This is a genomic window from Streptomyces sp. NBC_00009 (genome assembly GCF_045040855.1).
GTDB classification, from domain to species: domain Bacteria; phylum Actinomycetota; class Actinomycetes; order Streptomycetales; family Streptomycetaceae; genus Streptomyces; species Streptomyces aureus.
The window spans coordinates 2,485,020-2,509,153 of record NZ_CP108312.1; the positions used below are offsets into that span (position 1 = coordinate 2,485,020).

A 24,134-nucleotide genomic window follows, 5' to 3' on the forward strand; every position below is an offset into this window, starting at 1 on the left:
CCGTCAGCGCCCCGATATCCTCCTAACCCTTACGGGGGCGTGTGCCCCGATGTCCTGAACCTTTCGATGGGTGCGGAGAATGATCGAGGCAGTCGGCCTGACGAAGCGCTACGGCGCCAAGACAGCCGTGTACAACCTTTCCTTCCAGGTCCGGCCGGGTACGGTGACCGGCTTCCTGGGTCCGAACGGGTCCGGCAAGTCGACGACCATGCGCATGATCCTGGGTCTCGACCAGCCGACGACAGGCCAGGTGACCATCGGCGGCTACCCGTACCGCAAGCTCCCCAACGCCCCGCGCCAGGTCGGCGCCCTGCTCGACGCCAAGGCGGTACACGGCGGCCGGCACGCCCGTAACCACCTGCTCTGCCTCGCGCAGCTGTCCGGCATCCCGGCCCGCCGCGTGGACGAGGTGCTCGGCGTCGTCGGCCTCCAGGACGTGGCGAAGAAGCGCTCCAAGGGCTTCTCGCTCGGCATGGGCCAGCGCCTCGGCATCGCGGCCGCGCTGCTCGGCGACCCGCAGGTGCTCCTCTTCGACGAGCCGGTCAACGGCCTCGACCCGGAGGGCATCCTCTGGGTCAGGAACCTGATGAAGTCGCTCGCCGCCGAGGGCCGCACCGTCTTCGTCTCCTCGCACCTGATGAGCGAGATGGCGCTGACCGCCGAGCATCTGATCGTCATCGGCCGCGGGCAGCTCCTCGCCGACATGAGCGTGCGGGACTTCATCTCGCACAACTCGGCCGACTTCGCGCGGGTGCGCACGCCGGAGACGGAGCCGCAGCAGCGCGAGAAGCTGACGGCCGCGCTGACCGAGGCGGGCGGCCAGGTGCTGCCCGAGCAGGACGGCGCACTGCGCGTCATGGGCCTGCCGCTCCCCCGCATCAGCGACCTGGCGCACGGCGCCGACGTACGGCTGTGGGAGCTCTCGCCGCACCAGGCCTCGCTGGAGGAGGCGTACATGCGGATGACGCAGGGCGCCGTCGACTACCGCTCGACCGTCGACCAGCGGGCCGGTCTTCAGCAGCAGCTCCCGCCGGGCGCGATGCCGCAGCAGCAGTTCCCCGCGCCCGGCCAGGGCCAGCCGGACTGGTACGCCCCGCCGCCGCCCCAGCAGGGCGGTCAGCCGTTCGCCCCGCCGCAGGCCGCCCCCGGCGGGCCGAACCCGTACGCCGCGCCGCAGCAGCCGCCGGCCGCGCCCGCGGCCCCCGCAGCCCCTGCCCCCGCCGACCTGAACAAGCCCGAGGACCCCCGATGACGACGCCGCCCCCGCAGCCGGCTCCGCAGGCCTACGCCCAGCAGAGCGCGCCCAACTGGCAGGGCGCGCCCGGCACTTCGTACACCTCGCCCATCCCGGTCACGCGCACACATCTGGGGCACGCACTCGCCTCGGAGTGGACGAAGATCAAGTCCGTGCGCTCCACGCTCTGGACGCTCGGCATCTTCCTGTTCCTGGTCCTCGGCGGCGGCCTGTTCGTCTCCGCCCAGACCGAGGACCTCAACTACCAGGACGTGCCGTTCACGTTCCCGGCCTTCATCGGCCTGCTCCTCGGCCAGATCTGCCTGATCACGCTGGGCGTTCTGGTGACGTCGTCGGAGTACGGCACCGGCATGATCCGCACGACGTTCACCGCGTCGCCGCAGCGCTACCGGGTGTTCGCCGCCAAGATCCTGGTGTTCTTCGCGGTCTCGTTCATCATCTCCGCGGGCTCCATCCTTCTGGTGGGCCTGCTCACGTCGTCGATGCACAGCGGCCCCGACGCGGGCGACCTGAGCTGGGGCGGCACGGTCCTCAAGGGCGGGCTCTACGTGTCCCTGCTCGGCGTCCTCGGCCTCGCCGTGGGCTCCATGCTGCGGCACTCGGCGGGCGCGATCACCGCGATGCTCGGCATCGTGCTGCTGCCGTCGATCCTGCCGGTCTTCCTGATGATCTCGCACAGCACGCGGACGCTCGGCGAGAAGATGCAGGAGTACAACGCCATCAACGCCCTCGCCAAGATCTTCGGCGCGGACGGCGGCAGCTCGGGCGGGTCCCAGGTGTGGCTGCTGGTCGGCGTCACGGCCGCGGCCGTGGTCGGCGCGTTCGCGCTGCTGGAGCGGCGCGACGTGTAGCGCTGTGAGTCCTTAGTAACGAGGCGCGTTCCTGGACCGCTGCACCCGTGTGGTGCGGCGGTCCTTCGCGTTCCAGCAGGCCTTGTGCCAGTGCCGGCGCTCGTCGACGCCCGAGTGCTCGGGCCAGGCCACGACGTGCGCGACCCCGGAGGGGATCTCCTGGTCGCAGCCGGGGCACCGGTACGTCTTGCCCGCGGCGCTCGCGCCCGCCACCTGGCGCACGCTCCACTCCTCGCCCTGCCAGCTCTCCGTACGCTGGAAACCGCCGTAGCGGTCCCCCTGCTCCTCGTCCCGTGCACTGCTGGACGGTCGGCCGCCGCGACGGGGCGACGACTGGTTACGGCGCGGGGACACCGGCTCTCCTCGAGGACTTGTACAGGTGCCTGTACGGGGACTGGGGGTCGCATCCAGCGTACGCGGACGCCTCTCGGGTACCCGCACACCATCACCCCCATGAGTTTTCCGGAAAATCTGCCAATCCCCATGGCAAGCCGTGCCCTTGGCACTTGTCAGCCGTTAATGCCCGTAGGGGGAGTGCCGCGTCGGCGCCAAGAAAGGCAGGAGTGCGATGCGCGTAGGAACTTTTGTACTGGCGGCCCAGTTCCCCGGCCAGGGGCAGGGGGAGGCACTGCACCGGGCGGTGCGGTCCGCCGAGGTGGCCGAGGAGGCCGGGCTCGACTCGGTCTGGCTGGCGGAGCACCACTTCGTGCCGTACGGCACCTGTCCGTCCGCGGTGACGCTCGCCGCGTTACTGCTCGGCCGCACCCGTCGCATCCGCGTCGGCACGGCGGTCAGCGTGCTGCCGACCGCCCACCCGGTCGCCCTCGGCGAGCAGGCGGCGCTGCTGCACGTGACGTCCGGCGGCCGCTTCTCGCTCGGCGTCGGCCGCGGCGGCCCCTGGGTGGACCTGGAGGTCTTCGGCTCGGGCATCGAGGCGTACGAGAAGGGGTTCCCGGAGTCCCTGGACCTGCTGCTGCGCTGGCTGCGCGAGCCCCGCGTCGAGGCCGAGGGGGAACGGTTCGGCTTCCGCGAGGTCGCCGTGGTCCCGCGCCCAGACGAGGCGCTGAACTCCCCCGACGGTCCCGAGGTGGTGGTCGCCTGCACCTCGCCGAAGAGCGTGCGCCTCGCCGCGGAGCGCGGCCTTCCGATGCTGCTCGGCATGCACGCCGGGGACGAGGAGAAGGCCGAGATGGTCTCCCTGTGGCGCACGCACGCGCGGGCCGCCGGCCGCAGCCCGGAGGAGATCCGCGCCGCGGCGCACGTCTCGGCCGGGGTGGCCCAGATCGGCGACCGCGGGGCGCAGGCGCGGGAGACGCTCCTCAAGGCGATGCCCGGCTGGCTGAAACAGGGACTCGACGCCCATGTGACGGTGGACGGCCGCACGCGGTCCATGCGGGACCCGGTCGCGTACACGGAACTGCTGTGCGGGCTGCACCCGGTGGGGACTCCCGGGCAGTGCGCCGACCGGCTCGCGGCGACCTCGGAGCGCACGGGCATCACGCGGTTCGCGCTGCTCGTCGAGGGCTCCGGAGATCTCGCGGCCACCGAGGAGAACGTGCGCAGGCTGGGCGCCGAGGTACTCCCCCGGCTCCGCTGAGACGCGTAACGGCCGTGCGGCGCGTAGTCCACCGCTCCGTACTTGTGCACCTCCCGCGTACGGAGCGGCAGACCATCCGATTCCGCCTTCAACCGGCCGTCAGCAGTCCCTGAGTTCAGGGGACTGGTTCAACAGCTGATTGCGGGCCGAGGTGAAGCGGGCCAGCGTGCCGTCCACCGACGGGTCCTGCGGGAACACCGCCAGACGGTGACAGTTCTGGAAGGCCAGCCGTACACCGAAGTGCCGCTGCAGCGCGCCACGAATCGCGTCACTCGCGAGCGCACGCAGCAGCTGCCCACGTGCCTGCTCGTCCGGCGGAGGCGTCTGGTTGTCGGCGAAGTCTCCGCCGTCGACCTTCAGCTGGGCCACCAGGGAGCTGATCATCCCCCATGCGTAAGGCAGGGAGGTCCGGACGCAGTCGACGAAGTCAGCTTCGTCGACCTCGCCTCGCTCGGCCTGTTCCAACAGTGCCGGTGAGACGTCGAGCGACATGGGTTCTCCTCTCGCACCCCCACGGGGAGCGGGGGCTGACGGGCAGGTAAGGAGCGCGCGACGACGTACGACCACGAACACGCTGCGTACAGGCGTCGCGACCTCCCGCTTATACGGTAAGCAACGTCCGGGGCCCGCAACAGGGGATCGCAGGCACAGTCGGTCCACAACCGGCCAATAACGAACAGCGACAAATCAGGGCGACCCGGAGGGTCTCTGCATAAGGGTGGTGGCGGGCGACGGGTGGGGGAATCGCGTGGACCACTGGTCGTCGAGTAGCGTTGCCGACCATGCGTCTCGTCATCGCCCGCTGCTCCGTGGACTACGCGGGCAGGCTCACAGCCCATCTCCCGTCGGCTCCTCGCCTGATCCTCGTGAAGGCGGACGGCAGCGTCTCGATCCACGCGGACGACAGGGCCTACAAACCTCTCAACTGGATGTCCCCGCCCTGCACCCTGAAGGAGGGCACGGGCGACGACAGCGGTACCTGGACCGTCATCAACAAGGCGGGCGAGAAACTCATCATCACGATGGAGGAAGTCCTCCACGACTCCTCGCACGAACTGGGCGTGGACCCGGGCCTCATCAAGGACGGCGTGGAAGCGCACCTCCAGGAGCTCCTCGCCGACAGGATCGACACGCTCGGCGAGGGCTACACGCTCATCCGCCGCGAGTACCCGACGGCGATCGGGCCCGTCGACATCCTGTGCCGCGACGGTGACGGCGCGACCGTGGCCATCGAGATCAAGCGGCGTGGCGAGATCGACGGCGTGGAGCAACTCACGCGCTATCTCGAGCTGTTGAACCGGGACCCGCACCTCGCCCCGGTGCGCGGCATCTTCGCCGCCCAGGAGATCAAGCCGCAGGCCCGCGTCCTGGCCACGGACCGCGGCATCGGCTGCACGGTCCTGGACTACGACGCCCTGCGCGGCATCGAGGACGACAAGCTCCGCCTGTTCTGATCCGTCAGGCATGGCTGAGGGCCGGGTCCACAGGAACCCGGCCCTCAGTCATGTGCTGCGTACGTACGGCCGTCAGATCGTCGACGAGGCGCCCGGCGCGCTGGGCGAACCCGGCCCGCTGTCCGCCGGGCTGCTCATCGCGGAGCTGCCGCTCGGCGCCGGACCACTGGCCGAATCCGACGTGTCCGGGGTCGACGACGGAGTCGTGGGATCCGAGCTGGACGGCGTCGGGTCCGGGGTGGTCGGCGTCGGCGTCGTCGGTTTCGGCGTCGTCGGCGTCGGGTCTGGCTTCGGCGTCTTGCTGGGCGACTTGGACGGCGACTTGCTCGGCGACTTCGACGGCGACTCGCTCGGCTTGTCCGACGGCTTGCCGCTCTCGGACGACGGCCCGGTGCTCGGCGTCGGGTCGTCCGATGTGTTAGGGATGCCGTCCTTGCCCGGGTCGGCGGGACGCCGGGTGGAGCCCGCGTCGCCGCCGCCCTGGTCCGCCTTGTCCGCGCCGATGCCGCCGCCGTCCTCGCCCTGCGAGGCCGAAGGGTTCACGTTGACGCTGTCGGACGGGGTGTCCTTGTTCGACGTGGCGCCGAGCGTCACGACGGTGCCGAGGACCGCCGCGAGGAGCGCTCCGGCGCCCGCGGCCACGAGGTTGCGCCGCGTGCCGGTGAGGACGGCACGACGGGCCCCGCCGGGCTTGGCGCCGGGTCCGGGCCCGGCCTGCCGGGAAACCAGCGTGTCGGGCTCCGGGAGCGGCGGCGCGGGCGGCGCGAACGCGGCCGGCACCCCGCCGGGGGGCGACGCCGACTCCTCGTAGCGCGCGGCGGGGACCTCTTCGCCCGCCGCCGTACGCCCGCCGGGGAGCGCGCCGCCGGAGCGGTCCGCGACCAGGGCGAGGGCGCGGCGGCCCGCGATGGTGCCCCGCTTGTCGGCCAGCGCGCCGCGCAGGGCGATGGAGGCCTCCAGCTCGGCGCGGGCCCGGTCGAGCTGCCCGCCGAGGAGCGCGAGGATGCCCAACTCATGGTGGAAATAGGCCTCTTCGGCCACTTCGCCGGAGAGCCGCGCGGCCTCCTGGCCGGCCCGCAGGCACCGCTCCCACACGGTCCAGCTGAGCCCGGCGGCGAACGCGGGCGCGGCGGTACGGGCGAGCAGCACCGCGACGCTGACCTCCTCGTCCGGACCGGCCGGCGTCGTGACGGGGACGAGTACGGTCAGCGCGGCGAGCAGCGCGTCGGCCTCGGCCGCGACCCGCTCGGGCCCGACCGAGGGATGTCCGGCCCACCACGCGTAGTGCTGGGCGGCGGTGTGCGCCTGGCCGCCGGTGTCGTCGGCGTATCCCGCGGCCGCCAGCTGCTCCTGCACGCCGGAGGCCAGGCGGTAGCGGCCGCCGACCGGGGTGACGAGGGCGCAGCCGGCGAGTTCGGCGAGGGCCGCGTCGGCGTGGGTGTCGCCCACGAGGGCGGGCAGGTGGGCCTGGTGCGGAATCTCGCCGCCCAGCGCGACCGCGAACCTCAGGGTGGCGCGGGCCGATTCGCTGAGCCGGGACGCGAGCAGGGCCGCGGGCGCGGCGCCGTCAGCGAGCGAGGGGAGCGGCACGTCGTGGCCGTCCTCGGCGTTGAAGGGCGCGTCGACGGGCGGGGCGCCGGGGCCTCCGAAGTAGCCGAACTCGTCGAAGGCGTTCGGGTCGGCGCGCAGCTGGTCGCGCTGGCGCAGGAGCGCGCCGGCCTGCACGAAGCGCAGCGGGAGCCCCTCCGACTCGAACCAGAGGTCGCCGGCCCAGTTCGCCTCCTCGTCCGTGAGGACGCGGCCGACGGACCGCTCCAGGAGTTCGAGGCCGCCGCCGCGGCCGAGGCCGCCGAGGAAGACCTCTTCGAGGTGCGAGTCGGCGGACGGCGCGGCGACATCGGGTGTGGCCGCGACCAGGAAGGCGCACTCGGGCGTCGCTTCGAGGAGCTCGTCGAGCGCGGCGCCGCCGAACTCGAGATCGTCGAGGACGACGACGGCACCGATGTCGTGGACGAGTTCGAGGAGCAGGGCGCGGTCGGGGCGGTGCAGCGGCGCGCTGTACACGGCCGCGAAGAGGTCGTACAGCAGGTCGTTCGACGAGCGGCGGTGTCCGGAGAGCCGGACGACGCCGTCGGGCGCGATGTCCGCGCAGTCCTCGGCGACGCTGTCGAGCAGCGCGGTGCGCCCGGAGCCCGAGGGTCCGGTGAGCCGCACGGAGCGCCCGCGCGCGAGGAGCCGGACGAGCCGGTCGCGCTCCTCCTGGCGCTCCAGGAGCGGCAGCCGGGGCAGCGGGGGTCCGGCCGGCAGCGGCGGACGGGCGGCGCGGGCCATCTCGGCGCGTTCCGCCGGTGCGTACTTGACGGGCCGTCCCGGCCGCTCCCCCGGCGGGCAGGGCTCGATCTCGCTGCCGTCGACGGGGTTGACGGTGAGCAGGAAGTCGCCGGACACGAGCTGCACGGTGCGGGCGAGCCCTGGTGAGGGCTGGCCGAAGTCAGGAGTGAGGGGATCCCTGGGCGGGCGCGGGCGGCTCGCCTGGGCGTCGCTCTCGTCGTCGTGGTGGCCACGGTCCGGGCGAGCGTGGGGATCCCCGCCGTACGGATCGTGCCCGAAGTCTTCCGGTCCCCGGTTCATCGGGTCCATGGTCAAAGCCCCCCAAAAGCGTGGTGTGCCGATGCCCCTCCCGGCCTGTGCACACTGCGCTGTCGCTTCTGGTCCGGTGCCCGCGAGTGGGTCCGTCAATCCGCGGGCGACCGAACCCTAGACCTGGGTCAGTATCTACGAACAGCCGGGGTACCGCGCCGTCCGAGACGTCACAGTCTCGTGAGGATTGTGGGCGCTGCATACCGGAACGCCCGATTCACACCCTGGGCAGCGATTCGACCCCGATGCCGCCCTCGATGGCGAGGATCCGGTGCAGTCGCGTCGCCACCAGGAGGCGCTGCATCTGGGGCGGCACACCCCGCAGCACGAGCCTGCGGCCGCAGCGTCCGGCCCGCCGGTGGGCACCCATGATGACGCCGAGACCCGTCGCGTCCCACGAGTCCAGCTCTGACAGATCGAGCACCAGGTCGCCGACGCCGTCGTCGAGGGCCGTGTGCAGGACCGTACGGGCGTCCGCCGCGCTGCGGACGTCGAGGCGGCCCCCGACGACCAGCCCGGCGTGGTCGCCCCTGATGTACATATGCGCTCCCCGAGAGTGCTTGTGTGCCGTGATTCCAGTGGTCTCTGTGCCGTACGGCGATTCTTGGTATGTCACTGCAACTGACTGGCGCGGGGGCGCAGAAGTTGCCGTCTGTAAGCGAACCGATACCGAATTCACCCCGTGGGGTTACCCACGGGGTGACGAGGGATCAGTGCTTGTAGAACCCCTGCCCGCTCTTGCGCCCGATGTCACCGGCGTCAACCATCCGGCGCATCAGCTCGGGCGGGGCGAACTTCTCGTCCTGGGACTCGGTGTAGATGTTGTCGGTGGCGTGCAGCAGGATGTCGACGCCCGTGAGGTCGGCGGTGGCGAGCGGCCCCATGGCGTGGCCGAAGCCCAGTTTGCAGGCGATGTCGATGTCCTCGGCGGTGGCGACGCCCGACTCGTACAGCTTGGCGGCCTCGACGACGAGGGCCGAGATCAGCCGCGTGGTCACGAAGCCGGCGACGTCGCGGTTGACGACGATGCAGGTCTTGCCGACCGACTCGGCGAACTCCCGCGTGGTGGCGAGCGTTTCGTCGCTCGTCTTGTAGCCGCGGACCAGCTCGCACAGCTGCATCATCGGGACCGGCGAGAAGAAGTGGGCGCCGACGACGCGCTCCGGGCGCTCCGTGACAGCCGCGATCTTCGTGATCGGGATGGCAGAGGTGTTCGAGGCGAGCACGGCGTCCTCGCGGACGATCTTGTCGAGCGCCCGGAAGATCTCGTGCTTGACCTCGAGCTTCTCGAAGACGGCCTCGACGACGATGTCGGCGTCGGCGACCGCGTCCAGGTCGGTGGTCGTGGTGATGCGCCCGAGCGCGGCCTCCGCGTCCTGCGCGGCCAGCTTGCCCTTGCTCACGAACTTGTCGTACGAGGCCTTGATGCCGTCGGTGCCACGGGCCAGGGCGGCGTCGGTGACGTCGCGCAGGACGACGTCCCAGCCCGCCTGCGCCGAGACCTGGGCGATTCCGGACCCCATGAGTCCGGCTCCGATGACGGCGAGCTTCCCTGCCACTGTGCGACTCCCCTTACCCGCTGACCGCGTACCACTTGCGACTGACCGCTAACCGCTGTTCACGTATCTCTCCGGCGGACATTAGCGTCCGTGAGGGGTCGTGGGGCCGCGAAGTAATGCGCGTCACGTCTCGAATGACGGACATCACACCGGACGGGCCATCAGGCGTCGCGTACGGCGTAGTTGAGCACCGGCTCGCCCAGGAGACCCTCCATCTCGTCGAGCAGGCCCAGTGCTTCGCGGGACACCTCCCCGGCCGGCCTGGCCTTGATCATCCCGGCGGCGATACGGGAAAGCAGCGTCGTGTGGATCCAGTTGATCTGTCCGGCCATCAGGGCGGGCAGCGGGTCATCGCCGTCCGCTCCGGTCTCCTCGCGCAGCGTCGCCTCGAGCAGCGTGAGCGACTCCTGCTGCATGTACCAGAGCCGGGCGCGCAGTCCGGCCGCGCCCTCGATGACCTTCATGAAGCGGTCGTAGCCCTCGATCAGGCCGACCTCGGGCGACACGGCGACGACCTCGTTGCGCAGTTCGCGCAGGACGGCTTCGGCCGCGGACTCGCCCCGGTCACGGGCGCGCACGAAGCGGGAGAGGCGGGCCACGCTGCCCTTGGCGCGGTCGAGGAACAGGTCTTCCTTGGCCTGGAAGTAGTTGTAGACGGTGTTGACGGAGACGTCGGCCGCCTCGGCGACCTCGGCGATCGTCACCTCGTCGAAGCCGCGCTCCAGGAACAGGCCCGTGGCCACATCGGAGATGTGCTGCCTGGCCAGCCGTTTCTTGCGCTCACGCAGTCCCTCTGCCATGCGGCCAGTCTAGCTTTTGTTGCGCTCACTTGAATTTTGGGGACATTGCAAAATTTCAGTCACTCTGTTTTTCTGGGTGCATGGCAGTCATCAGCGCGTCCGGCCTGGCCCGGACCTTCAGCACCCCACGCGGCCCCGTCGAGGCGGTGCGCGGCATCGACCTGACCGTGCGACCGGGCGAGATCCTCGGCCTCCTCGGCCCGAACGGCGCGGGCAAGACGACGACCCTGCGCATGCTCACGACACTCCTGCCGCCGACCGGGGGCGCCGCCACCGTCGCGGGCTGCGACCTGGCGACCGATCCGGCGGGCGTGCGCCGCGCGGTCGGTTACGTCGCCCAGTCCGGCGGCGTCGACCCGAACATCTCCGTACGGGAGGAGCTGGTCACCCAGGGGCGGCTGTACCGGCTGCCCAAGGCGCGGGCGGTGGCGCGCGCCGACGAGCTGGCCGGGGACCTCGGCCTCACGGAGCTCATGGACCGCAGGACCGCCGCGCTCTCCGGCGGGCAGCGGCGGCGGCTCGACATCGCGATGGGACTCGTGCACCGCCCGCAGGTGCTCTTCCTCGACGAGCCGACGACCGGGCTCGACCCGGCCGGCCGCGCCGACCTGTGGGACGTCGTGCGGCGACTGCGCGACGAGCACGGCACGACGGTCTTCCTCACCACGCACTACCTCGACGAGGCCGACGCGCTCGCCGACCGGATCGCCGTCGTGGACAAGGGAGTTGTGGCAGCGGAGGGCACCCCGGGCGCGCTCAGGCTGGCGTACGGCGGATCACTCGACGCCACGCTCCAGGACACCTTCCTCGCGATCACCGGGCGCGGCCCGGCGACCGCACCGACGACCCCCGTGGCGGTGTGACGCATGAGGACCCTGCTCTCCGACACCGCGCTGATCTTCGGGCGCTATGCCCGCCAGACCCTCAACTCCAAGTTCCAGATGCTCTTCGGCGTCCTGATGCCACTGCTGTACCTGCTGTTCTTCGGGCCGCTGCTCACCGATGTGCCGCTGGGCTCGGCCGGCAGCTCCTGGCAGGTACTCGTCCCCGGGCTGCTGCTCCAACTCGCCCTGTTCGGCGGCCTGTTCTCCGGTTTCGCGATCATCATCGAGAAGAACTACGGCGTGGTGGAGCGCATGCGCGTCACCCCGGTCAGCCGTCTCGCGCTGCTGCTCGGACGGGTGCTGCGCGACGCCGCGCTCTTCGTCCTCCAGTCGGTACTCCTCGTCCTCGCCGCACTGGTGATGGGACTGCGGGCGCCACTGGCCGGCGTGCTCATCGGGTTCGCGTTCGTCGCGCTCCTGACCGTCGCCCTCGGCTCGATGTCGTACACGGTGGCCATGAAGGTCGACCGGCCGCAGGAGTTCGGCCCGATCGTCAACGCCGTGTCGATGCCGTCGATGCTCCTGTCCGGGCTGATGCTGCCGATGGCGCTCGCGCCCGGCTGGCTCGACGTCCTGTCGCACTTCATGCCCATCCGCTATGCGGTCGACGCGATGCGCGACGCGTACGTCGGCCACTACGCGACGGCGCACATGCTGTACGGGGTCCTGGTCGCCCTCGCCCTGGCGGCGCTCGCCGTGACGGTCGGCACACGTGGCTTCCGCAGGGCTGCCGCGTAACTACGCTGACCCCATGGTCAATCTGACGCGTATCTACACCAGGACCGGCGACCAGGGCACGACCGCCCTCGGCGACATGAGCCGGACCGCCAAGACCGATCTGCGGATCTCCGCCTACGCCGACGCCAACGAGGCCAATGCCGTCATCGGCACGGCGGTCGCGCTCGGCGGGCTCGACGAGGAGGTCGTCCAGGTCCTCGTACGGGTCCAGAACGACCTGTTCGACGTGGGCGCCGACCTGTCGACGCCCGTGGTCGAAGAACCGAAGTACCCGCCGCTGCGTGTAGAGCAGTTCTACGTCGACAAGCTGGAGGCGGACTGCGACCGCTTCAACGAGCAGCTGGACAAGCTCCGGTCCTTCATCCTGCCCGGGGGCACGCCGGGTGCGGCGCTGCTGCACCAGGCGTGCACCGTGGTCCGCAGGGCCGAGCGCTCCACCTGGGCGGCGCTCGAGGTGCACGGCGAGTCGATGAACCCGCTGACCGCGACGTATCTGAACCGCCTCTCCGACCTCCTGTTCATCCTGGCGCGCACGGCGAACAAGGAGGTCGGGGACGTGCTCTGGGTCCCGGGCGGCGAGCGCTAGCGGTCGAGGGCGGGCGCCTTCTTCGGGAACAGCGTGTAGCTCAGCGCGATCACGAGGTTGAGACCGATCACGAAGAGCATCTTCTGCTGCCACATCCGCAGCGAGCCGATATTCCCGTCGGCGCCCACGTACCAGACGGCGCCCTGGAGCAGGGCGAGCGCGACGGCGCAGGCGAGGATCCAGCGCGCGGCCGTCCGCCACTCGTGGGCGGCGCGCGCGGCCCCGTACCTCGGCGGCTTCGCCGGGGGCGGTCCCCCGGCGAACCGGTGGGCGACGCGGGCGTCCACCCACTTGACGGTGGAGTGGCCGAGCCCCACGGAGAAGCCGATGTAGACGGCGGCGAGGCCGTGTTTCCAGTCCGGTTCGGCCCCGTTCTTGAGGTCCATCGCGGTGACGACGAACAGGACGACCTCCAGGAGCGGCTCGCACAGCAGGACGCCGACGCTCGTGCGCGGCATCTTCGCCACGTAGCGCAGGGCGAGTCCCGCGGCGAGCAGCACCCAGAAGCCGATCTCGCAGGCGACGATCAGCGTGACGATCACGGCGGGCTCCTCGGGACGGGCTTGTGGTCTCCTTCCAGCGTCCCGTCGGTACGGCCGCCGATCGTCGTCGGCGGTGACGAATCGGGACTGCATCCTTCGATGTACGTCGGCCGCGCGGGCCCGCCCGCCAGGTGCAGGCGCCGCCTCGTCCGGCCGTATTCAATGGGGGCATGCCCCTGCCCCTGTCCCGCCCGCACCGCGACGACGTCCGTATCGCGGCGGTCGGCCTGCTCGGCGGTCTCCTGCTGTGGGCGCTCGGCCTGACCAACAGCCAGGGCGGGCGGGTCCTCGGCGACGGCTGGCTGCTTGTGCCGCTCTGCGCGATGGCGGGCCTGGAACTGCTGCGCAGGACGGCGCCCCAGGCCGCCCTGGTCCTCGGCACCCTCGTCGTGATCGCGGACCAGTTCACGCTGGGCAGCCTCGCGACGACGCTGATGTTCACGGACCTCGTCTATGCGGCCGTCCTGTACGGCACCCCGGCCGCCGCCCGCCGGATCCCGGTGACGACGGCCCTGATCACCATCGCGGTGACCCTGGGGTTCCTCGCCTGGTTCCGCAGGCCGGAGGCGCTCCTGATCGGAGTCGTGACCGGCCTCGTGTCGTTCGCGCCCGCGGCCACCGGTGTCCTCGTACGCAACCACCGGGAGGCCGCCGAGTCCGCGCGGCTGCGCGCCGAACAGACCGCGCTGCTCGCGGAGATGGACCGCACGCAGGCGGTCGTCGCCGAGCGGGCGCGGATGGCCCGCGAGCTGCACGACATGGTCGCCAACCATTTGTCCGCGATCGCCATCCACTCCACGGCCGCGATCTCGCTCGACGATCCGAGGACCACGCAGCAGGCACTGACCGTCATCCGCGAGAACAGCGTGGAGGGCCTCGCCGAGATGCGACGCCTCATCGGCATCCTGCGGGACGACAGCGGCGACTCCCAGCGCGAGCCCGTCGCCGCGCCCACACTGGACGGCCTCGGCGCCCTCGTCGAGCAGTCCCGCACCAACGGCCTCGACGTCGCGCTCACCGTCGGCGACGGCGTCGGCGGCCTGCCCGCGCCGATCGAGCTCGCCGCGTACCGCATCGTGCAGGAATCCCTCACGAACGCGCTCAAGCACGCGTCGCACGGCACCGCCTCCGTGGCTGTCCACCGCACCGACGGGGCCCTGACCGTGTGGGTGACCAGCCCGTACGGGGATCTGGACGGCCCGCGCGCACCCGGCTCGGGCGCCGGGCTCATCGGGATGCGCGAGCGCACCGCTCTGCTGCACGGCACGTTCGAGGCGGGTCCCGAGAGCGGGCCCGACGGCAAGATCTGGCAGGTCAGGGCCGAGCTGCCCGTCGACCCGGCTGACGAAGGAGTGTCCGAGTGAACCGGGTGATCCGGGTACTTGTCGCCGAGGACCAGTCCGCCGTGCGGGCGGGGCTGGTCCTGATCCTGGGCAGCGCCCCCGACATCGAGGTCGTCGGGGAGGCGGCGGACGGCGAGCAGGCGGTGGCGATGGCGCGCGCACTTCGGCCGGATCTCGTCCTCATGGACATCCAGATGCCGCGCCTCGACGGCGTCTCGGCGACCCGTCAGGTGGTCTCCGAGGGGCTCGCGGACGTGCTCGTCCTGACGACGTTCGATCTCGACGAGTACGTCTTCGGGGCGCTGCGCGCGGGCGCCGGCGGGTTCCTGCTGAAGAACACCGAGGCGAAGGACCTGATCGAGGGGGTCCGCACGGTTGCGCGCGGTGAGGGGCTGATCGCTCCGGCGGTGACCCGCAAGCTCATCGCCGAGTTCGCGGCGAAGCCCGTACGCCCGGAGCCGGGGCCCGCGCCCGCGGGGCTCGACGCCCTCACGCGCCGGGAGCGGGAGGTGCTTTCCTGCCTCGGTGACGGGTTGTCGAACGCGGAGATCGCGATGCGTCTCGGGATGGCGTCGGCGACGGTGAAGACGCACGTCAGCAGGTTGCTCGGGAAGCTGGAGCTGCGCAGCAGGGTGCAAGCGGCCGTCCTGGCACAGGAGTTGGGACTGTGAGGGGCCGATTCCTGTAATTGGTTTAGACCTTGACCGCTGGTCCAGACCTTTCTATTCTCACGGCACTGCGGTGAGCGCAGCCATGCACATGACCAGCACGGCGATGCTCACGGGCGGCGCAGGGATTTACCCCCGTCATGTCCCCCGGATACCACCCGAGGAGCACCCCTTGCGCTTGAGACTCAGACAGAGAGCCGTGGCAGGCCTCACCACCCTGCTGCTCCCGGCCGCCGCCCTCGTCGGCCTCGCCACCCCCTCCCACGCGGCCGCCGCCGCGAGCACCGCCACCGCGACCTACGCCAAGACCCAGGACTGGGGCACCGGCTTCGAAGGCAAGTGGACCGTCAAGAACACCGGTACCACGGCCCTCAGTTCATGGACCGTCGAGTGGGACTTCCCCGCCGGCACCAAGGTGACCTCCGCCTGGGACGCCACCGTCACCAACTCCGCCGACCACTGGACCGCCAAGAACGTCTCCTGGAACGGGTCGCTCGCCCCCGGCGCCTCGGTCTCCTTCGGGTTCAACGGCTCGGGCCCCGGCGCCCCCTCCAGCTGCAAGCTCAACGGCGCCTCCTGTGACGGCGGTGACGTCCCCGGCGACGCGGCCCCCTCCGCGCCCGGCACCCCCACCGCCTCCTCGGTCACGGACACCTCGGTCAAGCTCGACTGGACCGCGGCCACGGACGACAACGGCGTCAAGAACCACGACGTCCTGCGCGACGGCGCCAAGGTCGCGACGGTGACCGGGACTTCGTACACCAACACCGGCCTCACCGCCGGCACCGACTACTCGTACACCGTGCAGGCCCGCGACACCGCCGACCAAACCGGCCCGGCCTCCGGCTCCGTCCGGGTGCACACGACCGGCGGCGGCACCGACCCGGGCCCCGGTGGCAAGGTCAAGCTGGGGTACTTCACCGACTGGGGCGTCTACGGCCGCCAGTACTTCCCGAAGAACCTGGAGACCTCCGGCTCCGCCGCGAAGGTCACCCACATCAACTACGCCTTCGGCAACGTGCAGAACGGCCAGTGCACCATGGGTGACTCCTACGCCGACACGGACATGGCGTACACCGCGGCCAACTCCGTCTCCGGCGTCGCCGACACCTGGGACCAGCCACTGCGCGGCGCCATCAACCAGCTGCGCCAGCTCAAGGCCAAGCACCCGAACCTGAAGGTCCTCTGGTCGTTCGGCGGCTGGACCTGGTCCGGCGGCTTCCCGCAGGCGGCGCAGAACCCGGCAGCGTTCGCCGACTCCTGCTACAAACTCGTCGAGGACCCGCGCTGGGCCGACGTCTTCGACGGCATCGACATCGACTGGGAGTACCCCAACGCCTGCGGTCTGTCCTGCGACACCTCGGGCCAGGACGCACTGAAGAAGCTGGCGACCGCGCTGCGCGCCAAGTTCGGCTCCAACAACCTGGTGACGGCGGCGATCACGGCCGACGCGTCCACCGGCGGCAAGATCGAGAAGAACGACTACGCGGGCGCGTCCCAGTCCTTCGACTGGTACAACGTCATGACCTACGACTTCTTCGGCGCGTTCAACGCCCAGGGCCCGACAGCCCCGCACTCCCCGCTCACCTCGTACCCCGGCATCCCGCAGCAGGGTTTCAACTCCGCTGACGCCATTGCCAAGTTGAAGGCCCAGGGCGTCCCGTCGAGCAAGCTCCTGCTCGGCATCGGCTTCTACGGCCGCGGCTGGACCGGTGTCACACAGAAGGAGCCGGGCGGCACCGCCACCGGCCCCGCCGCCGGCACCTACGAGCAGGGCATCGAGGACTACAAGGTCCTCAAGACCAAGTGCCCCGCCAACGGCACCGTCGCCGGCACGGCCTACGCGTACTGCGGCAGCGACTGGTGGTCCTACGACACCCCCGCGACCATCAACTCCAAGATGGCCTGGGCCAAGAGCCAGAACCTCGGCGGCGCCTTCTTCTGGGAGTTCAGCGGTGACACCACCAACGGCGAGCTGGTGACCGCCATCGACGGCGGCCTGAGGTAACAGCACCGGGCCGCACATGACGGAAGCCGGGTGAACGGGGCCGCCCCCTGTTCACCCGGCTTCTCCATGCGAAACCTCAGGCCACATTTACCCTCCCCCAAGGAGCTCCGCGCCAGGGGGGACCCCCAACCAGCGGGGCCCTGAACGCCGCTACGCGACGTTCACCCTCCCCCAAGGAGCTCCGCTGCGCTCCGCGCCAGGGGGGACCCCCAACCAGCGGGGCCCTGAACGCCGCTACGCGACGTTCACCCGCTGTCCCGGAGGCGCCGCCTCCAGCCACGCCAGGAAGCCGGTCAGCGCGTCCTCGCTCATCGCCAGCTCGAGACGCGAGCCGCGGTGCGAGCACGCGAGGACGATCGCGTCCGAGAGCAGGGCGAGCTCCTCCTCGCCCTCAGGCGCGCGCCGCCCCGTCACCTCGATCGCAGAGCGCTCCAGGGTGCGACGCGGCCTGATCGCGTAGGAGAAGACCCGGAACCACTCGATCCGGTCGCCGTTGTAGCGGGCCACGCCGTAGCCCCAGCCCTTGCCGGAGGCGTCGCCCCCCTCGGGCACATCCCACCGCAGGGAGCAGTCAAAGGTGCCCCCGGAGCGCTGGATCAGCCGGCGCCTCAGGCCGAAGACGAACAACCCCAGCAATACGAGTACGACGACCGCGACCACGCACAGCACGAGAACGAGGACCATTCGTACCGACCTCCTCGCCTCATCTGATAACGGGCCCGACAGCGGATCCGATAACGGAACTGCAAAATTGACCAAGGATCGCCTCAGCCGCGACCTGGTCCGGAGAGGTTCTCCGGACCTGGCCGCGGCTGAGTCATGTCACTCCGCGCTCCCCCATAGCCTAAAGGGCATGGGAGGTACCCCCAGGGCTCAGCGCGTCGCCACCGCACGCAGTCGGACGTCCGCGCGACGCTCGGCGGATGCGTCGGCATCCGACTTCGCGCGCTCGAGCGCCCGCTCCGCACGCTGGACATCGATCTCGTCCGACAGCTCGGCGATCTCGGCGAGCAGGGACAGCTTGTTGTCGGCGAACGAGACGAAACCGCCGTGCACAGCGGCGACAACCGTCCCGCCGTCGCTCGTGCGGATCATCACCGGGCCCGACTCCAGCACACCGAGAAGCGGCTGGTGACCGGGCATGACGCCGATGTCGCCGGACGCGGTGCGCGCGACGACCAGGGTGGCCTCGCCGGACCAGACACTGCGGTCCGCGGCGACGAGCTCGACATGCAGCTCAGCAGCCAAGGTGGGCTCCTCGGGTCACCACCCGGCGGTTGCTGCCGGGTGTTGGGTCAAAGTCTAGTCGGCGTACGGAGAGGGGCGGGACACACCCTGCGGGTATCCCCCGCCCCTCTCCCACGAGTCTGTGCTTCCTAAGAAGCCAGAATCAGGAGACGCCGAGCTCCTTGGCGTTGGCCTTGAGGTCCTCGATGCCACCGCACATGAAGAACGCCTGCTCGGGGAAGTGGTCGTACTCGCCGTCGCAGATCGCGTTGAACGCGGTGATCGACTCCTCGAGCGACACGTCCGAACCGTCCACGCCGGTGAACTGCTTGGCGGCGTGGGTGTTCTGCGACAGGAAGCGCTCGACGCGACGGGCACGGTGGACAACGAGCTTGTCCTCCTCGCCCAGCTCGTCGATACCGAGGATCGCGATGATGTCCTGGAGATCCTTGTACTTCTGCAGGATCGTCTTGACGCGCATCGCGGCGTCGTAGTGGTCCTGCGCGATGTAGCGCGGGTCCAGGATGCGGGACGTGGAGTCCAGCGGGTCCACGGCCGGGTAGATGCCCTTCTCGGAGATCGGACGGGAGAGAACCGTCGTCGCGTCGAGGTGGGCGAACGTGGTGGCCGGGGCCGGGTCGGTCAGGTCGTCCGCGGGGACGTAGATCGCCTGCATCGAGGTGATCGAGTGACCACGGGTCGACGTGATGCGCTCCTGGAGGAGACCCATCTCGTCGGCGAGGGTCGGCTGGTAACCCACCGCGGAGGGCATGCGGCCGAGCAGGGTCGAGACCTCGGAACCGGCCTGCGTGAAGCGGAAGATGTTGTCGATGAAGAACAGCACGTCCTGCTTCTGCACATCGCGGAAGTACTCCGCCATGGTCAGACCGGCCAGGGCGACGCGAAGACGCGTGCCCGGCGGCTCGTCCATCTGGCCGAAGACCAGCGCGGTCTTGTCCAGAACGCCGGCTTCCTCCATCTCGACCATGAGGTCGTTGCCCTCACGGGTGCGCTCGCCGACACCGGCGAAGACGGAGACACCGTCGTGCAGCTTGGCCACACGGACGATCATTTCCTGGATCAGAACGGTCTTGCCGACACCGGCACCACCGAACAGACCGATCTTTCCACCCTTGACGTACGGGGTGAGAAGGTCGACGACCTTCAGGCCGGTCTCGAACATCTCGGTCTTGGACTCGAGCTGGTCGAAGGCCGGGGCCTTGCGGTGGATCGTCCAGCGCGGGGCGTCGGCGACCGAGGACGCGTCGTCGTTCAGGACGTCGCCGAGGGTGTTGAACACCCGGCCCTTGGTCAGGTCACCGACGGGCACCGAGATGCCGGCGCCGGTGTTCGTCACGGGAGCCTGGCGGACCAGGCCGTCCGTGGGCTGCATCGAGACCGTGCGGACCACGCCGTCACCCAGGTGCTGGGCGACCTCGAGGGTCAGCGTCTTCTTCGCGCCCGCGGTGGCCGGGTCGTCGACCTCGACGTGCAGGGCGTTGTAGATCTCCGGCATTGCGTCGACGGGGAACTCCACGTCGACGACCGGGCCGATGACCCGGGCGACGCGGCCCGTGGCAACGGCCGTCTCAACAGTGGTCGTCATTACTTGTCACTCCCCGCGGTCGCGTCGGACAGGGCTGCAGTGCCGCCGACGATCTCGCTGATTTCCTGGGTGATTTCGGCCTGGCGGGCCGCGTTGGCAAGTCGGGAGAGCGAGTTGATCAAGTCTCCCGCGTTGTCGGTCGCCGACTTCATCGCGCGGCGCGTGGCGGCGTGCTTGGAAGCAGCCGACTGGAGCAGCGCGTTGTAGATACGGCTCTCGACGTAGCGCGGCAGCAGGGCGTCGAGGACGTCCTCCGCCGACGGTTCGAAGTCGTACAGCGGAAGGATCTCGCCCTTGGACTTCGACTCCTCCGCCACCTCTTCGAGGCTGAGCGGAAGCAGACGGCCGTCGATGGCCGACTGCGTCATCATCGAGATGAACTCCGTGTAGACGATGTGGAGTTCATCCACGCCGCCCTCCGCCGAGTCCTTCTCGATCGCCTCGATCAGCGGGCCCGCGACCTTCTTGGCGTCCGCGTACGTGGGCTCGTCGGTGAAGCCCGTCCACTGCTCCGCGATCTTGCGCTCACGGAAGTTGTAGTGGGCGACACCACGGCGGCCGACGATGTAGATCTCGACCTCCCTGCCCTCGGCCTCGAGACGCGCGGTCAGCTTCTCCGCGGCCTTGATGGCGTTCGAGTTGAAGGCGCCGGCCAGACCGCGGTCGCTCGTGAGGAGCAGCACCGCGGAGCGCGTCGCCGTCTCCGGCTCCGTCGTCAGCGGGTGGTTCGTGTTCGAACCGGTGCCGACGGCCGTGACCGCGCGGGTGAGCTCGGTCGCGTACGGCGTTGAGGCCGTCACCTTGCGCTGCGCCTTGACGACGCGCGAGGCGGCGATCATCTCCATCGCCTTGGTGATCTTCTTGGTCGCGGTGACGGATTTGATGCGACGCTTGTAGACCCGGAGCTGGGCTCCCATGAGTCAGGTCCCTTCCGTCGTCACTTACCGGCGGCGGCCGGAGCGTCCTCGCCGAGAAGCTTCCCGTCCGAGGTCTCGAACTGCTTCTTGAAGTCCGCGATGGCGTCGGCGGCGGCGGTCAGGGTGTCGTCCGACATCTTGCCGCCCTCCTTGATGGAGGTCATCAGGCCCTGCTCCTTGCGGTGCAGGTAGTCGAGCAGCTCGCGCTCGAAGCGCCGGATGTCCACGACCGGGACGTCATCCATCTTGCCGGTGGTGCCGGCCCAGACGGAGACAACCTGGTCCTCGGTCGCCATCGGCTGGTACTGGGGCTGCTTGAGCAGCTCCACCATGCGCTGACCGCGCTCCAGCTGGGCCTTCGACGCGGCGTCCAGGTCGGAACCGAAGGCGGCGAACGCCTCGAGCTCACGGAACTGGGCGAGGTCCACGCGGAGGCGCCCGGAGACCTGCTTCATCGCCTTGTGCTGCGCGGAACCACCGACTCGGGAGACGGAGATACCGACGTTCAGCGCGGGGCGCTGACCGGCATTGAACAGGTCCGACTCCAGGAAGCACTGGCCGTCGGTGATGGAGATGACGTTGGTCGGGATGAACGCCGACACGTCGTTCGCCTTGGTCTCGACGATCGGCAGACCGGTCATCGAACCCGAGCCCATCTCGTCCGAGAGCTTCGCGCAGCGCTCGAGGAGGCGGGAGTGCAGGTAGAAGACGTCACCCGGGTAGGCCTCGCGCCCCGGCGGGCGGCGGAGCAGCAGGGACACGGCGCGGTAGGCGTCGGCCTGCTTCGAGAGGTCGTCGAAGATGATGAGGACGTGCTTGCCCTCGTACATCCACTGCTGACCGATGGCCGAACCGGTGTACGGCGCCAGGTACTTGAAGCCGGCCGGGTCGGACGCCGGGGCGGCGACGATGGTCGTGTACTCCAGCGCGCCGGCCTCTTCCAGGGCGCCACGCACGGAGGCGATGGTCGAGCCCTTCTGGCCGATGGCGACGTAGATGCAGCGGACCTGCTTCTTCGGGTCGCCGGTGCGCCAGTTGTCGCGCTGGTTGATGATCGTGTCGACAGCCAGGGCGGTCTTGCCCGTCTGGCGGTCGCCGATGATCAGCTGACGCTGACCGCGGCCGATCGGGGTCATCGCGTCGACGGCCTTGTAGCCGGTCTCCATCGGCTCGTGCACCGACTTGCGCTGCATGACCGTGGGGGCCTGCAGCTCAAGGGCACGACGCGCGCTGGTCTCGATCTCGCCGAGGCCGTCGATCGGGTTGCCGAGCGGGTCGACGACGCGACCCAGGTAGCCCTCGCCTACGGCGACGGAGAGCACCTCACCGGTGCGCTGCACCGGCTGGCCCTCCTCGATACCCGTGAACTCGCCGAGCACGATCGCACCGATCTCGCGCTCCTCGAGGTTGAGGGCGAGGCCGAGGGTGCCGTCCTCGAACTTCAGCAGTTCGTTGGCCATGGCCGAGGGCAGGCCCTCGACCTTCGCGATGCCGTCGCCGGCAAGGGTGACCGTACCGACCTCCTCGCGCGAGGCCGCGTCCGGCTTGTACGCCTGGACAAAGTTCTCCAGCGCGTCCCGGATCTCCTCCGGCCGGATCGTGAGCTCCGCCATCTGGGTTCCCTGCTCTCCTTGTTGGGCCCGAAAGTTTTCTTGGGGGTCTGGGGTCAGCCCCCAGGAATCCTCTGCACGGCCCAACTAGGGCCGTAGGTACTACTACGTTGTGCGAGTCGGCTAGCCGGCCATACGGCGGCTGGCGTCCTCAATGCGGTCCGCGATGCTTCCGTTGATGAGCTCGTCGCCCACCTGCACGTTGATCCCGCCGAGGACCTCGGGGTCCACGTCGAGGTTCAGGTGCATCTGACGCCCGTAGAGCTTTGCCAGGGCGGCGCCCAGGCGCTGCTTCTGCGCATCACTCAGCGGAACCGCCGAGGTGACGACGGCGACCATGCGGTCCCGGCGGTGCGCGGCGAGCTTGGACAGAGACTCGAGTCCCGTCTCCAGGCTACGTCCACGCGGCTGGGTCACAAGGCGCTCGACGAGACGCTCGGTGGAGACCTTGGCGCGACCGCCGAGCAGGCTGCGCAGCAGCTCGCTCTTGGCCGTGCCGGTGGCGTTACGGTCGGTGAGCGCGGCGCGCAGCTCGGTGCTCGAGGCGACGATCCGGCCGAACCGGAACAGCTCGTCCTCGACGTCGTCCAGCTCGCCGGCCTTCTGCGCCGCGGTCAGCTCGGCGATGTTGGACAGCTCCTCGACGGAGTCGACCAGGTCGCGCGGGGCGGACCAGCGGGAGCGGACCAGGCCGGCCACCAGGTCGGCGGTCGTACCGCTGACCTGGCCGCTCAGCAGGCGTCCCGCGAGCTCGGCCTTGGCCTCACCGGACTGCGCCGGGTCGGTCAGGACCCGTCGCAGCGACACCTCGCGCTGGAGCAGCGCGGTGACCGCGGCAAGCTCCGAGGCCAGCTGTCGGGCGTCGACCGAGGTGCTGTCGGTCAGCGCGTCGAGACGCTCACGTGCGGAGGCGAGTGCCTCGCGGCTCGCTCCGTGGGCAGTCATCGAACAGCCTCGGCCTTCGTCGCGGTCTCGTCGAGGCCGTCGAGGAAGCGGTCGATCGTGCGCGACTGCCGGGCGTGGTCCTCGAGGGACTCACCGACCAGCTTGCCGGCCAGGGTGGTGGCCAGCTGGCCCACGTCCTGGCGCAGCGCCTGAGCGGCGGCCTTGCGGTCGGCCTCGATCTGCGAGTGGCCGGCGGCGATGATTTCCTCACGCTGCCGCTGGCCTTCCGCGCGCATCTCGGCGATGAGCGTGGCGCCCTGCTCCTGCGCCTCCTGGCGCAGACGCGCGGCCTCGTGACGAGCCTCGGCCAGCTGAGCCTTGTACTGCTCAAGAACGCTCTGGGCCTCGGTCTGTGCGGCTTCGGCCTTCTCGATACCGCCTTCGATCAGCTCGCGACGCTCTTCCAGCACCTTGTTGATGCGCGGGAGGAGCTTCGTGGCGAAGAAGAAGAAAACGATGGCGAAGGCGATGGTGCCGACGAGCAGCTCGGGACCGGCCGGGACAAGCGGGTTCTGCTTCTCCTCGGCCGCCAGCTGCACCAGGTTGGCGATCACATCAGTGCCTTTCGTCGAAATATGGTCAGTGAGGAGTTAGATCACTGGCCGTAAACGAACGGCATAACGATGCCGATGAGGGCGAGCGCCTCACAGAAGGCGAAGCCGAGAATCTGGTTGGCACGGATCAGACCGGCGGCCTCGGGCTGACGGGCCAGGGCCTGGGTGCCGTTACCGAAGACGATGCCGACGCCGATGCCGGGGCCGATGGCGGCGAGACCATAGCCGATGGAACCGAGGGAGCCGGAGACGCCAGCGGCGAGTTCGATGGTCGCGGACATGCCGTTACTTCCTTCTCTTCAACGAACCGGTGGGGGTTGGCCACCGGACGACAGGGGGTATGACGGGAC

The 24,134-nt window shown here is 70.1% G+C and carries 24 protein-coding genes and 1 pseudogene; 10 read left to right on the top strand and 15 right to left on the bottom strand.

Annotated elements, in window-relative coordinates:
* The first annotated feature begins 79 nt into the window (after positions 1-79).
* Positions 80-1,252: an ABC transporter ATP-binding protein gene (locus OHA58_RS10910; protein WP_384676371.1), complete on the top strand. Its 1,173-nt coding sequence runs from the start codon at positions 80-82 to the stop codon at positions 1,250-1,252.
* Positions 1,249-2,106 (top strand): ABC transporter permease, encoded by an 858-nt coding sequence (locus OHA58_RS10915; RefSeq protein ID WP_405478536.1) that lies wholly within the window; start codon positions 1,249-1,251, stop codon positions 2,104-2,106. The genes OHA58_RS10910 and OHA58_RS10915 overlap by 4 nt, the downstream gene beginning before the upstream one ends.
* 12 nt (positions 2,107-2,118) lie before the next feature.
* On the opposite strand, the gene OHA58_RS10920 is transcribed toward OHA58_RS10915, so the two are convergent.
* The gene (locus OHA58_RS10920; protein ID WP_389538962.1) at positions 2,119-2,460 is read right to left on the bottom strand and encodes an ATP/GTP-binding protein; all 342 of its coding nucleotides are present in this window, start codon (positions 2,458-2,460) and stop codon (positions 2,119-2,121) included.
* A gap of 214 nt (positions 2,461-2,674) precedes the next feature.
* On the opposite strand from OHA58_RS10920, the gene OHA58_RS10925 reads away from it, so the two are divergent.
* Positions 2,675-3,703 (top strand): LLM class flavin-dependent oxidoreductase, encoded by a 1,029-nt coding sequence (locus OHA58_RS10925; protein ID WP_405478537.1) that lies wholly within the window; start codon positions 2,675-2,677, stop codon positions 3,701-3,703.
* Between the two features lie 99 nt (positions 3,704-3,802).
* Here OHA58_RS10925 and OHA58_RS10930 read toward each other — a convergent pair whose 3' ends face one another.
* On the bottom strand, positions 3,803-4,195 hold the full coding sequence (locus OHA58_RS10930) for an SCO5389 family protein (RefSeq protein ID WP_405478538.1): 393 nt from the start codon (positions 4,193-4,195) through the stop codon (positions 3,803-3,805).
* Between the two features lie 290 nt (positions 4,196-4,485).
* On the opposite strand from OHA58_RS10930, the gene nucS reads away from it, so the two are divergent.
* A complete protein-coding gene (gene nucS, locus OHA58_RS10935; RefSeq protein WP_189492137.1) occupies positions 4,486-5,157 on the top strand; it encodes an endonuclease NucS in 672 nt (223 codons plus the stop codon).
* 72 nt (positions 5,158-5,229) lie between these two features.
* Here the strand turns inward: nucS and OHA58_RS10940 are convergent, their stop codons facing one another.
* From OHA58_RS10940 to OHA58_RS10955, 4 genes are all read right to left on the bottom strand, one after another.
* The gene (locus tag OHA58_RS10940; protein ID WP_405478539.1) at positions 5,230-7,797 is read right to left on the bottom strand and encodes an ATP-binding protein; all 2,568 of its coding nucleotides are present in this window, start codon (positions 7,795-7,797) and stop codon (positions 5,230-5,232) included.
* Between the two features lie 217 nt (positions 7,798-8,014).
* Positions 8,015-8,338: an STAS domain-containing protein gene (locus tag OHA58_RS10945; RefSeq protein WP_227297244.1), complete on the bottom strand. Its 324-nt coding sequence runs from the start codon at positions 8,336-8,338 to the stop codon at positions 8,015-8,017.
* A 169-nt stretch (positions 8,339-8,507) separates the two neighbouring features.
* Positions 8,508-9,356, bottom strand: a complete 849-nt coding sequence (locus OHA58_RS10950; protein WP_405478540.1) for a 3-hydroxyacyl-CoA dehydrogenase family protein — start codon at positions 9,354-9,356, stop codon at positions 8,508-8,510.
* A 161-nt stretch (positions 9,357-9,517) separates the two neighbouring features.
* Positions 9,518-10,156, bottom strand: a complete 639-nt coding sequence (locus OHA58_RS10955) for a TetR/AcrR family transcriptional regulator (protein WP_405478541.1) — start codon at positions 10,154-10,156, stop codon at positions 9,518-9,520.
* Between the two features lie 161 nt (positions 10,157-10,317).
* Here OHA58_RS10955 and OHA58_RS10960 point away from each other — a divergent pair.
* The 3 genes and pseudogenes from OHA58_RS10960 to OHA58_RS10970 form a co-directional block, all read left to right on the top strand.
* Positions 10,318-11,019, top strand: a pseudogene (locus tag OHA58_RS10960) (ABC transporter ATP-binding protein); the annotation flags it as partial.
* Between the two features lie 3 nt (positions 11,020-11,022).
* Positions 11,023-11,778 carry an ABC transporter permease gene (locus OHA58_RS10965; RefSeq protein ID WP_405478542.1) on the top strand — a complete coding sequence of 252 codons (756 nt, stop codon included), beginning with the start codon at positions 11,023-11,025 and terminating at the stop codon, positions 11,776-11,778.
* A gap of 13 nt (positions 11,779-11,791) precedes the next feature.
* The gene (locus tag OHA58_RS10970; RefSeq protein WP_405478543.1) at positions 11,792-12,364 is read left to right on the top strand and encodes a cob(I)yrinic acid a,c-diamide adenosyltransferase; all 573 of its coding nucleotides are present in this window, start codon (positions 11,792-11,794) and stop codon (positions 12,362-12,364) included.
* Here OHA58_RS10970 and OHA58_RS10975 read toward each other — a convergent pair.
* Entirely contained in the window at positions 12,361-12,906 is a 546-nt protein-coding gene (locus OHA58_RS10975) for a hypothetical protein (RefSeq protein WP_405478544.1), read from the bottom strand. The two genes, OHA58_RS10970 and OHA58_RS10975, sit on opposite strands and share 4 nt — an antisense overlap.
* 170 nt (positions 12,907-13,076) lie before the next feature.
* Between OHA58_RS10975 and OHA58_RS10980 the strand changes: the two genes are divergently transcribed.
* The 3 genes from OHA58_RS10980 (at position 13,077) to OHA58_RS10990 (ending at position 16,925) form a co-directional block, all read left to right on the top strand.
* The gene (locus OHA58_RS10980) at positions 13,077-14,270 is read left to right on the top strand and encodes a sensor histidine kinase (RefSeq protein WP_405478545.1); all 1,194 of its coding nucleotides are present in this window, start codon (positions 13,077-13,079) and stop codon (positions 14,268-14,270) included.
* 5 nt (positions 14,271-14,275) lie between these two features.
* Positions 14,276-14,920 (top strand): response regulator, encoded by a 645-nt coding sequence (locus OHA58_RS10985; RefSeq protein ID WP_405484897.1) that lies wholly within the window; start codon positions 14,276-14,278, stop codon positions 14,918-14,920.
* 196 nt (positions 14,921-15,116) lie between these two features.
* Positions 15,117-16,925: a glycosyl hydrolase family 18 protein gene (locus tag OHA58_RS10990; protein WP_405478546.1), complete on the top strand. Its 1,809-nt coding sequence runs from the start codon at positions 15,117-15,119 to the stop codon at positions 16,923-16,925.
* Positions 16,926-17,159: 234 nt separating this feature from the next.
* Here the strand turns inward: OHA58_RS10990 and OHA58_RS10995 are convergent, their stop codons facing one another.
* From OHA58_RS10995 to atpE, 8 genes are all read right to left on the bottom strand, one after another.
* A complete protein-coding gene (locus tag OHA58_RS10995; RefSeq protein WP_116509859.1) occupies positions 17,160-17,609 on the bottom strand; it encodes a DUF2550 domain-containing protein in 450 nt (149 codons plus the stop codon).
* Positions 17,610-17,798: 189 nt separating this feature from the next.
* A complete protein-coding gene (locus OHA58_RS11000) occupies positions 17,799-18,173 on the bottom strand; it encodes a F0F1 ATP synthase subunit epsilon (protein ID WP_116509861.1) in 375 nt (124 codons plus the stop codon).
* A 142-nt stretch (positions 18,174-18,315) separates the two neighbouring features.
* Entirely contained in the window at positions 18,316-19,758 is a 1,443-nt protein-coding gene (gene atpD, locus OHA58_RS11005) for a F0F1 ATP synthase subunit beta (protein ID WP_383092280.1), read from the bottom strand.
* Positions 19,758-20,675 (bottom strand): F0F1 ATP synthase subunit gamma, encoded by a 918-nt coding sequence (locus OHA58_RS11010; RefSeq protein ID WP_362908218.1) that lies wholly within the window; start codon positions 20,673-20,675, stop codon positions 19,758-19,760. The genes atpD and OHA58_RS11010 overlap by 1 nt, the downstream gene beginning before the upstream one ends.
* A gap of 20 nt (positions 20,676-20,695) precedes the next feature.
* Positions 20,696-22,288 carry a F0F1 ATP synthase subunit alpha gene (gene atpA / locus OHA58_RS11015; protein WP_326774077.1) on the bottom strand — a complete coding sequence of 531 codons (1,593 nt, stop codon included), beginning with the start codon at positions 22,286-22,288 and terminating at the stop codon, positions 20,696-20,698.
* A 120-nt stretch (positions 22,289-22,408) separates the two neighbouring features.
* On the bottom strand, positions 22,409-23,230 hold the full coding sequence (locus OHA58_RS11020) for a F0F1 ATP synthase subunit delta (protein WP_405478547.1): 822 nt from the start codon (positions 23,228-23,230) through the stop codon (positions 22,409-22,411).
* The gene (locus OHA58_RS11025; protein ID WP_405478548.1) at positions 23,227-23,784 is read right to left on the bottom strand and encodes a F0F1 ATP synthase subunit B; all 558 of its coding nucleotides are present in this window, start codon (positions 23,782-23,784) and stop codon (positions 23,227-23,229) included. Before OHA58_RS11025 ends, OHA58_RS11020 begins: the two co-directional genes overlap by 4 nt.
* A 41-nt stretch (positions 23,785-23,825) precedes the next feature.
* On the bottom strand, positions 23,826-24,065 hold the full coding sequence (gene atpE / locus OHA58_RS11030) for an ATP synthase F0 subunit C (protein ID WP_329570280.1): 240 nt from the start codon (positions 24,063-24,065) through the stop codon (positions 23,826-23,828).
* Positions 24,066-24,134: the final 69 nt, after the last annotated feature.

What these genes read in the sequence shown, in the direction of transcription:
- atpE (WP_329570280.1), bottom strand. Translation starts at nt 24,065, where the DNA reads ATGTCCGCGACCATCGAACTCGCCGCTGGCGTCTCCGGCTCCCTCGGT.
- OHA58_RS10970 (WP_405478543.1), top strand. Translation starts at nt 11,792, where the DNA reads ATGGTCAATCTGACGCGTATCTACACCAGGACCGGCGACCAGGGCACG.
- OHA58_RS10995 (WP_116509859.1), bottom strand. Translation starts at nt 17,609, where the DNA reads ATGGTCCTCGTTCTCGTGCTGTGCGTGGTCGCGGTCGTCGTACTCGTA.
- OHA58_RS10940 (WP_405478539.1), bottom strand. Translation starts at nt 7,797, where the DNA reads ATGGACCCGATGAACCGGGGACCGGAAGACTTCGGGCACGATCCGTAC.
- OHA58_RS10910 (WP_384676371.1), top strand. Translation starts at nt 80, where the DNA reads ATGATCGAGGCAGTCGGCCTGACGAAGCGCTACGGCGCCAAGACAGCC.
- OHA58_RS10955 (WP_405478541.1), bottom strand. Translation starts at nt 10,156, where the DNA reads ATGGCAGAGGGACTGCGTGAGCGCAAGAAACGGCTGGCCAGGCAGCAC.
- atpD (WP_383092280.1), bottom strand. Translation starts at nt 19,758, where the DNA reads ATGACGACCACTGTTGAGACGGCCGTTGCCACGGGCCGCGTCGCCCGG.
- OHA58_RS10945 (WP_227297244.1), bottom strand. Translation starts at nt 8,338, where the DNA reads ATGTACATCAGGGGCGACCACGCCGGGCTGGTCGTCGGGGGCCGCCTC.
- OHA58_RS11020 (WP_405478547.1), bottom strand. Translation starts at nt 23,230, where the DNA reads ATGACTGCCCACGGAGCGAGCCGCGAGGCACTCGCCTCCGCACGTGAG.
- nucS (WP_189492137.1), top strand. Translation starts at nt 4,486, where the DNA reads ATGCGTCTCGTCATCGCCCGCTGCTCCGTGGACTACGCGGGCAGGCTC.
- OHA58_RS10925 (WP_405478537.1), top strand. Translation starts at nt 2,675, where the DNA reads ATGCGCGTAGGAACTTTTGTACTGGCGGCCCAGTTCCCCGGCCAGGGG.
- atpA (WP_326774077.1), bottom strand. Translation starts at nt 22,288, where the DNA reads ATGGCGGAGCTCACGATCCGGCCGGAGGAGATCCGGGACGCGCTGGAG.
- OHA58_RS10930 (WP_405478538.1), bottom strand. Translation starts at nt 4,195, where the DNA reads ATGTCGCTCGACGTCTCACCGGCACTGTTGGAACAGGCCGAGCGAGGC.
- OHA58_RS11010 (WP_362908218.1), bottom strand. Translation starts at nt 20,675, where the DNA reads ATGGGAGCCCAGCTCCGGGTCTACAAGCGTCGCATCAAATCCGTCACC.
- OHA58_RS10915 (WP_405478536.1), top strand. Translation starts at nt 1,249, where the DNA reads ATGACGACGCCGCCCCCGCAGCCGGCTCCGCAGGCCTACGCCCAGCAG.
- OHA58_RS10980 (WP_405478545.1), top strand. Translation starts at nt 13,077, where the DNA reads ATGCCCCTGCCCCTGTCCCGCCCGCACCGCGACGACGTCCGTATCGCG.
- OHA58_RS10965 (WP_405478542.1), top strand. Translation starts at nt 11,023, where the DNA reads ATGAGGACCCTGCTCTCCGACACCGCGCTGATCTTCGGGCGCTATGCC.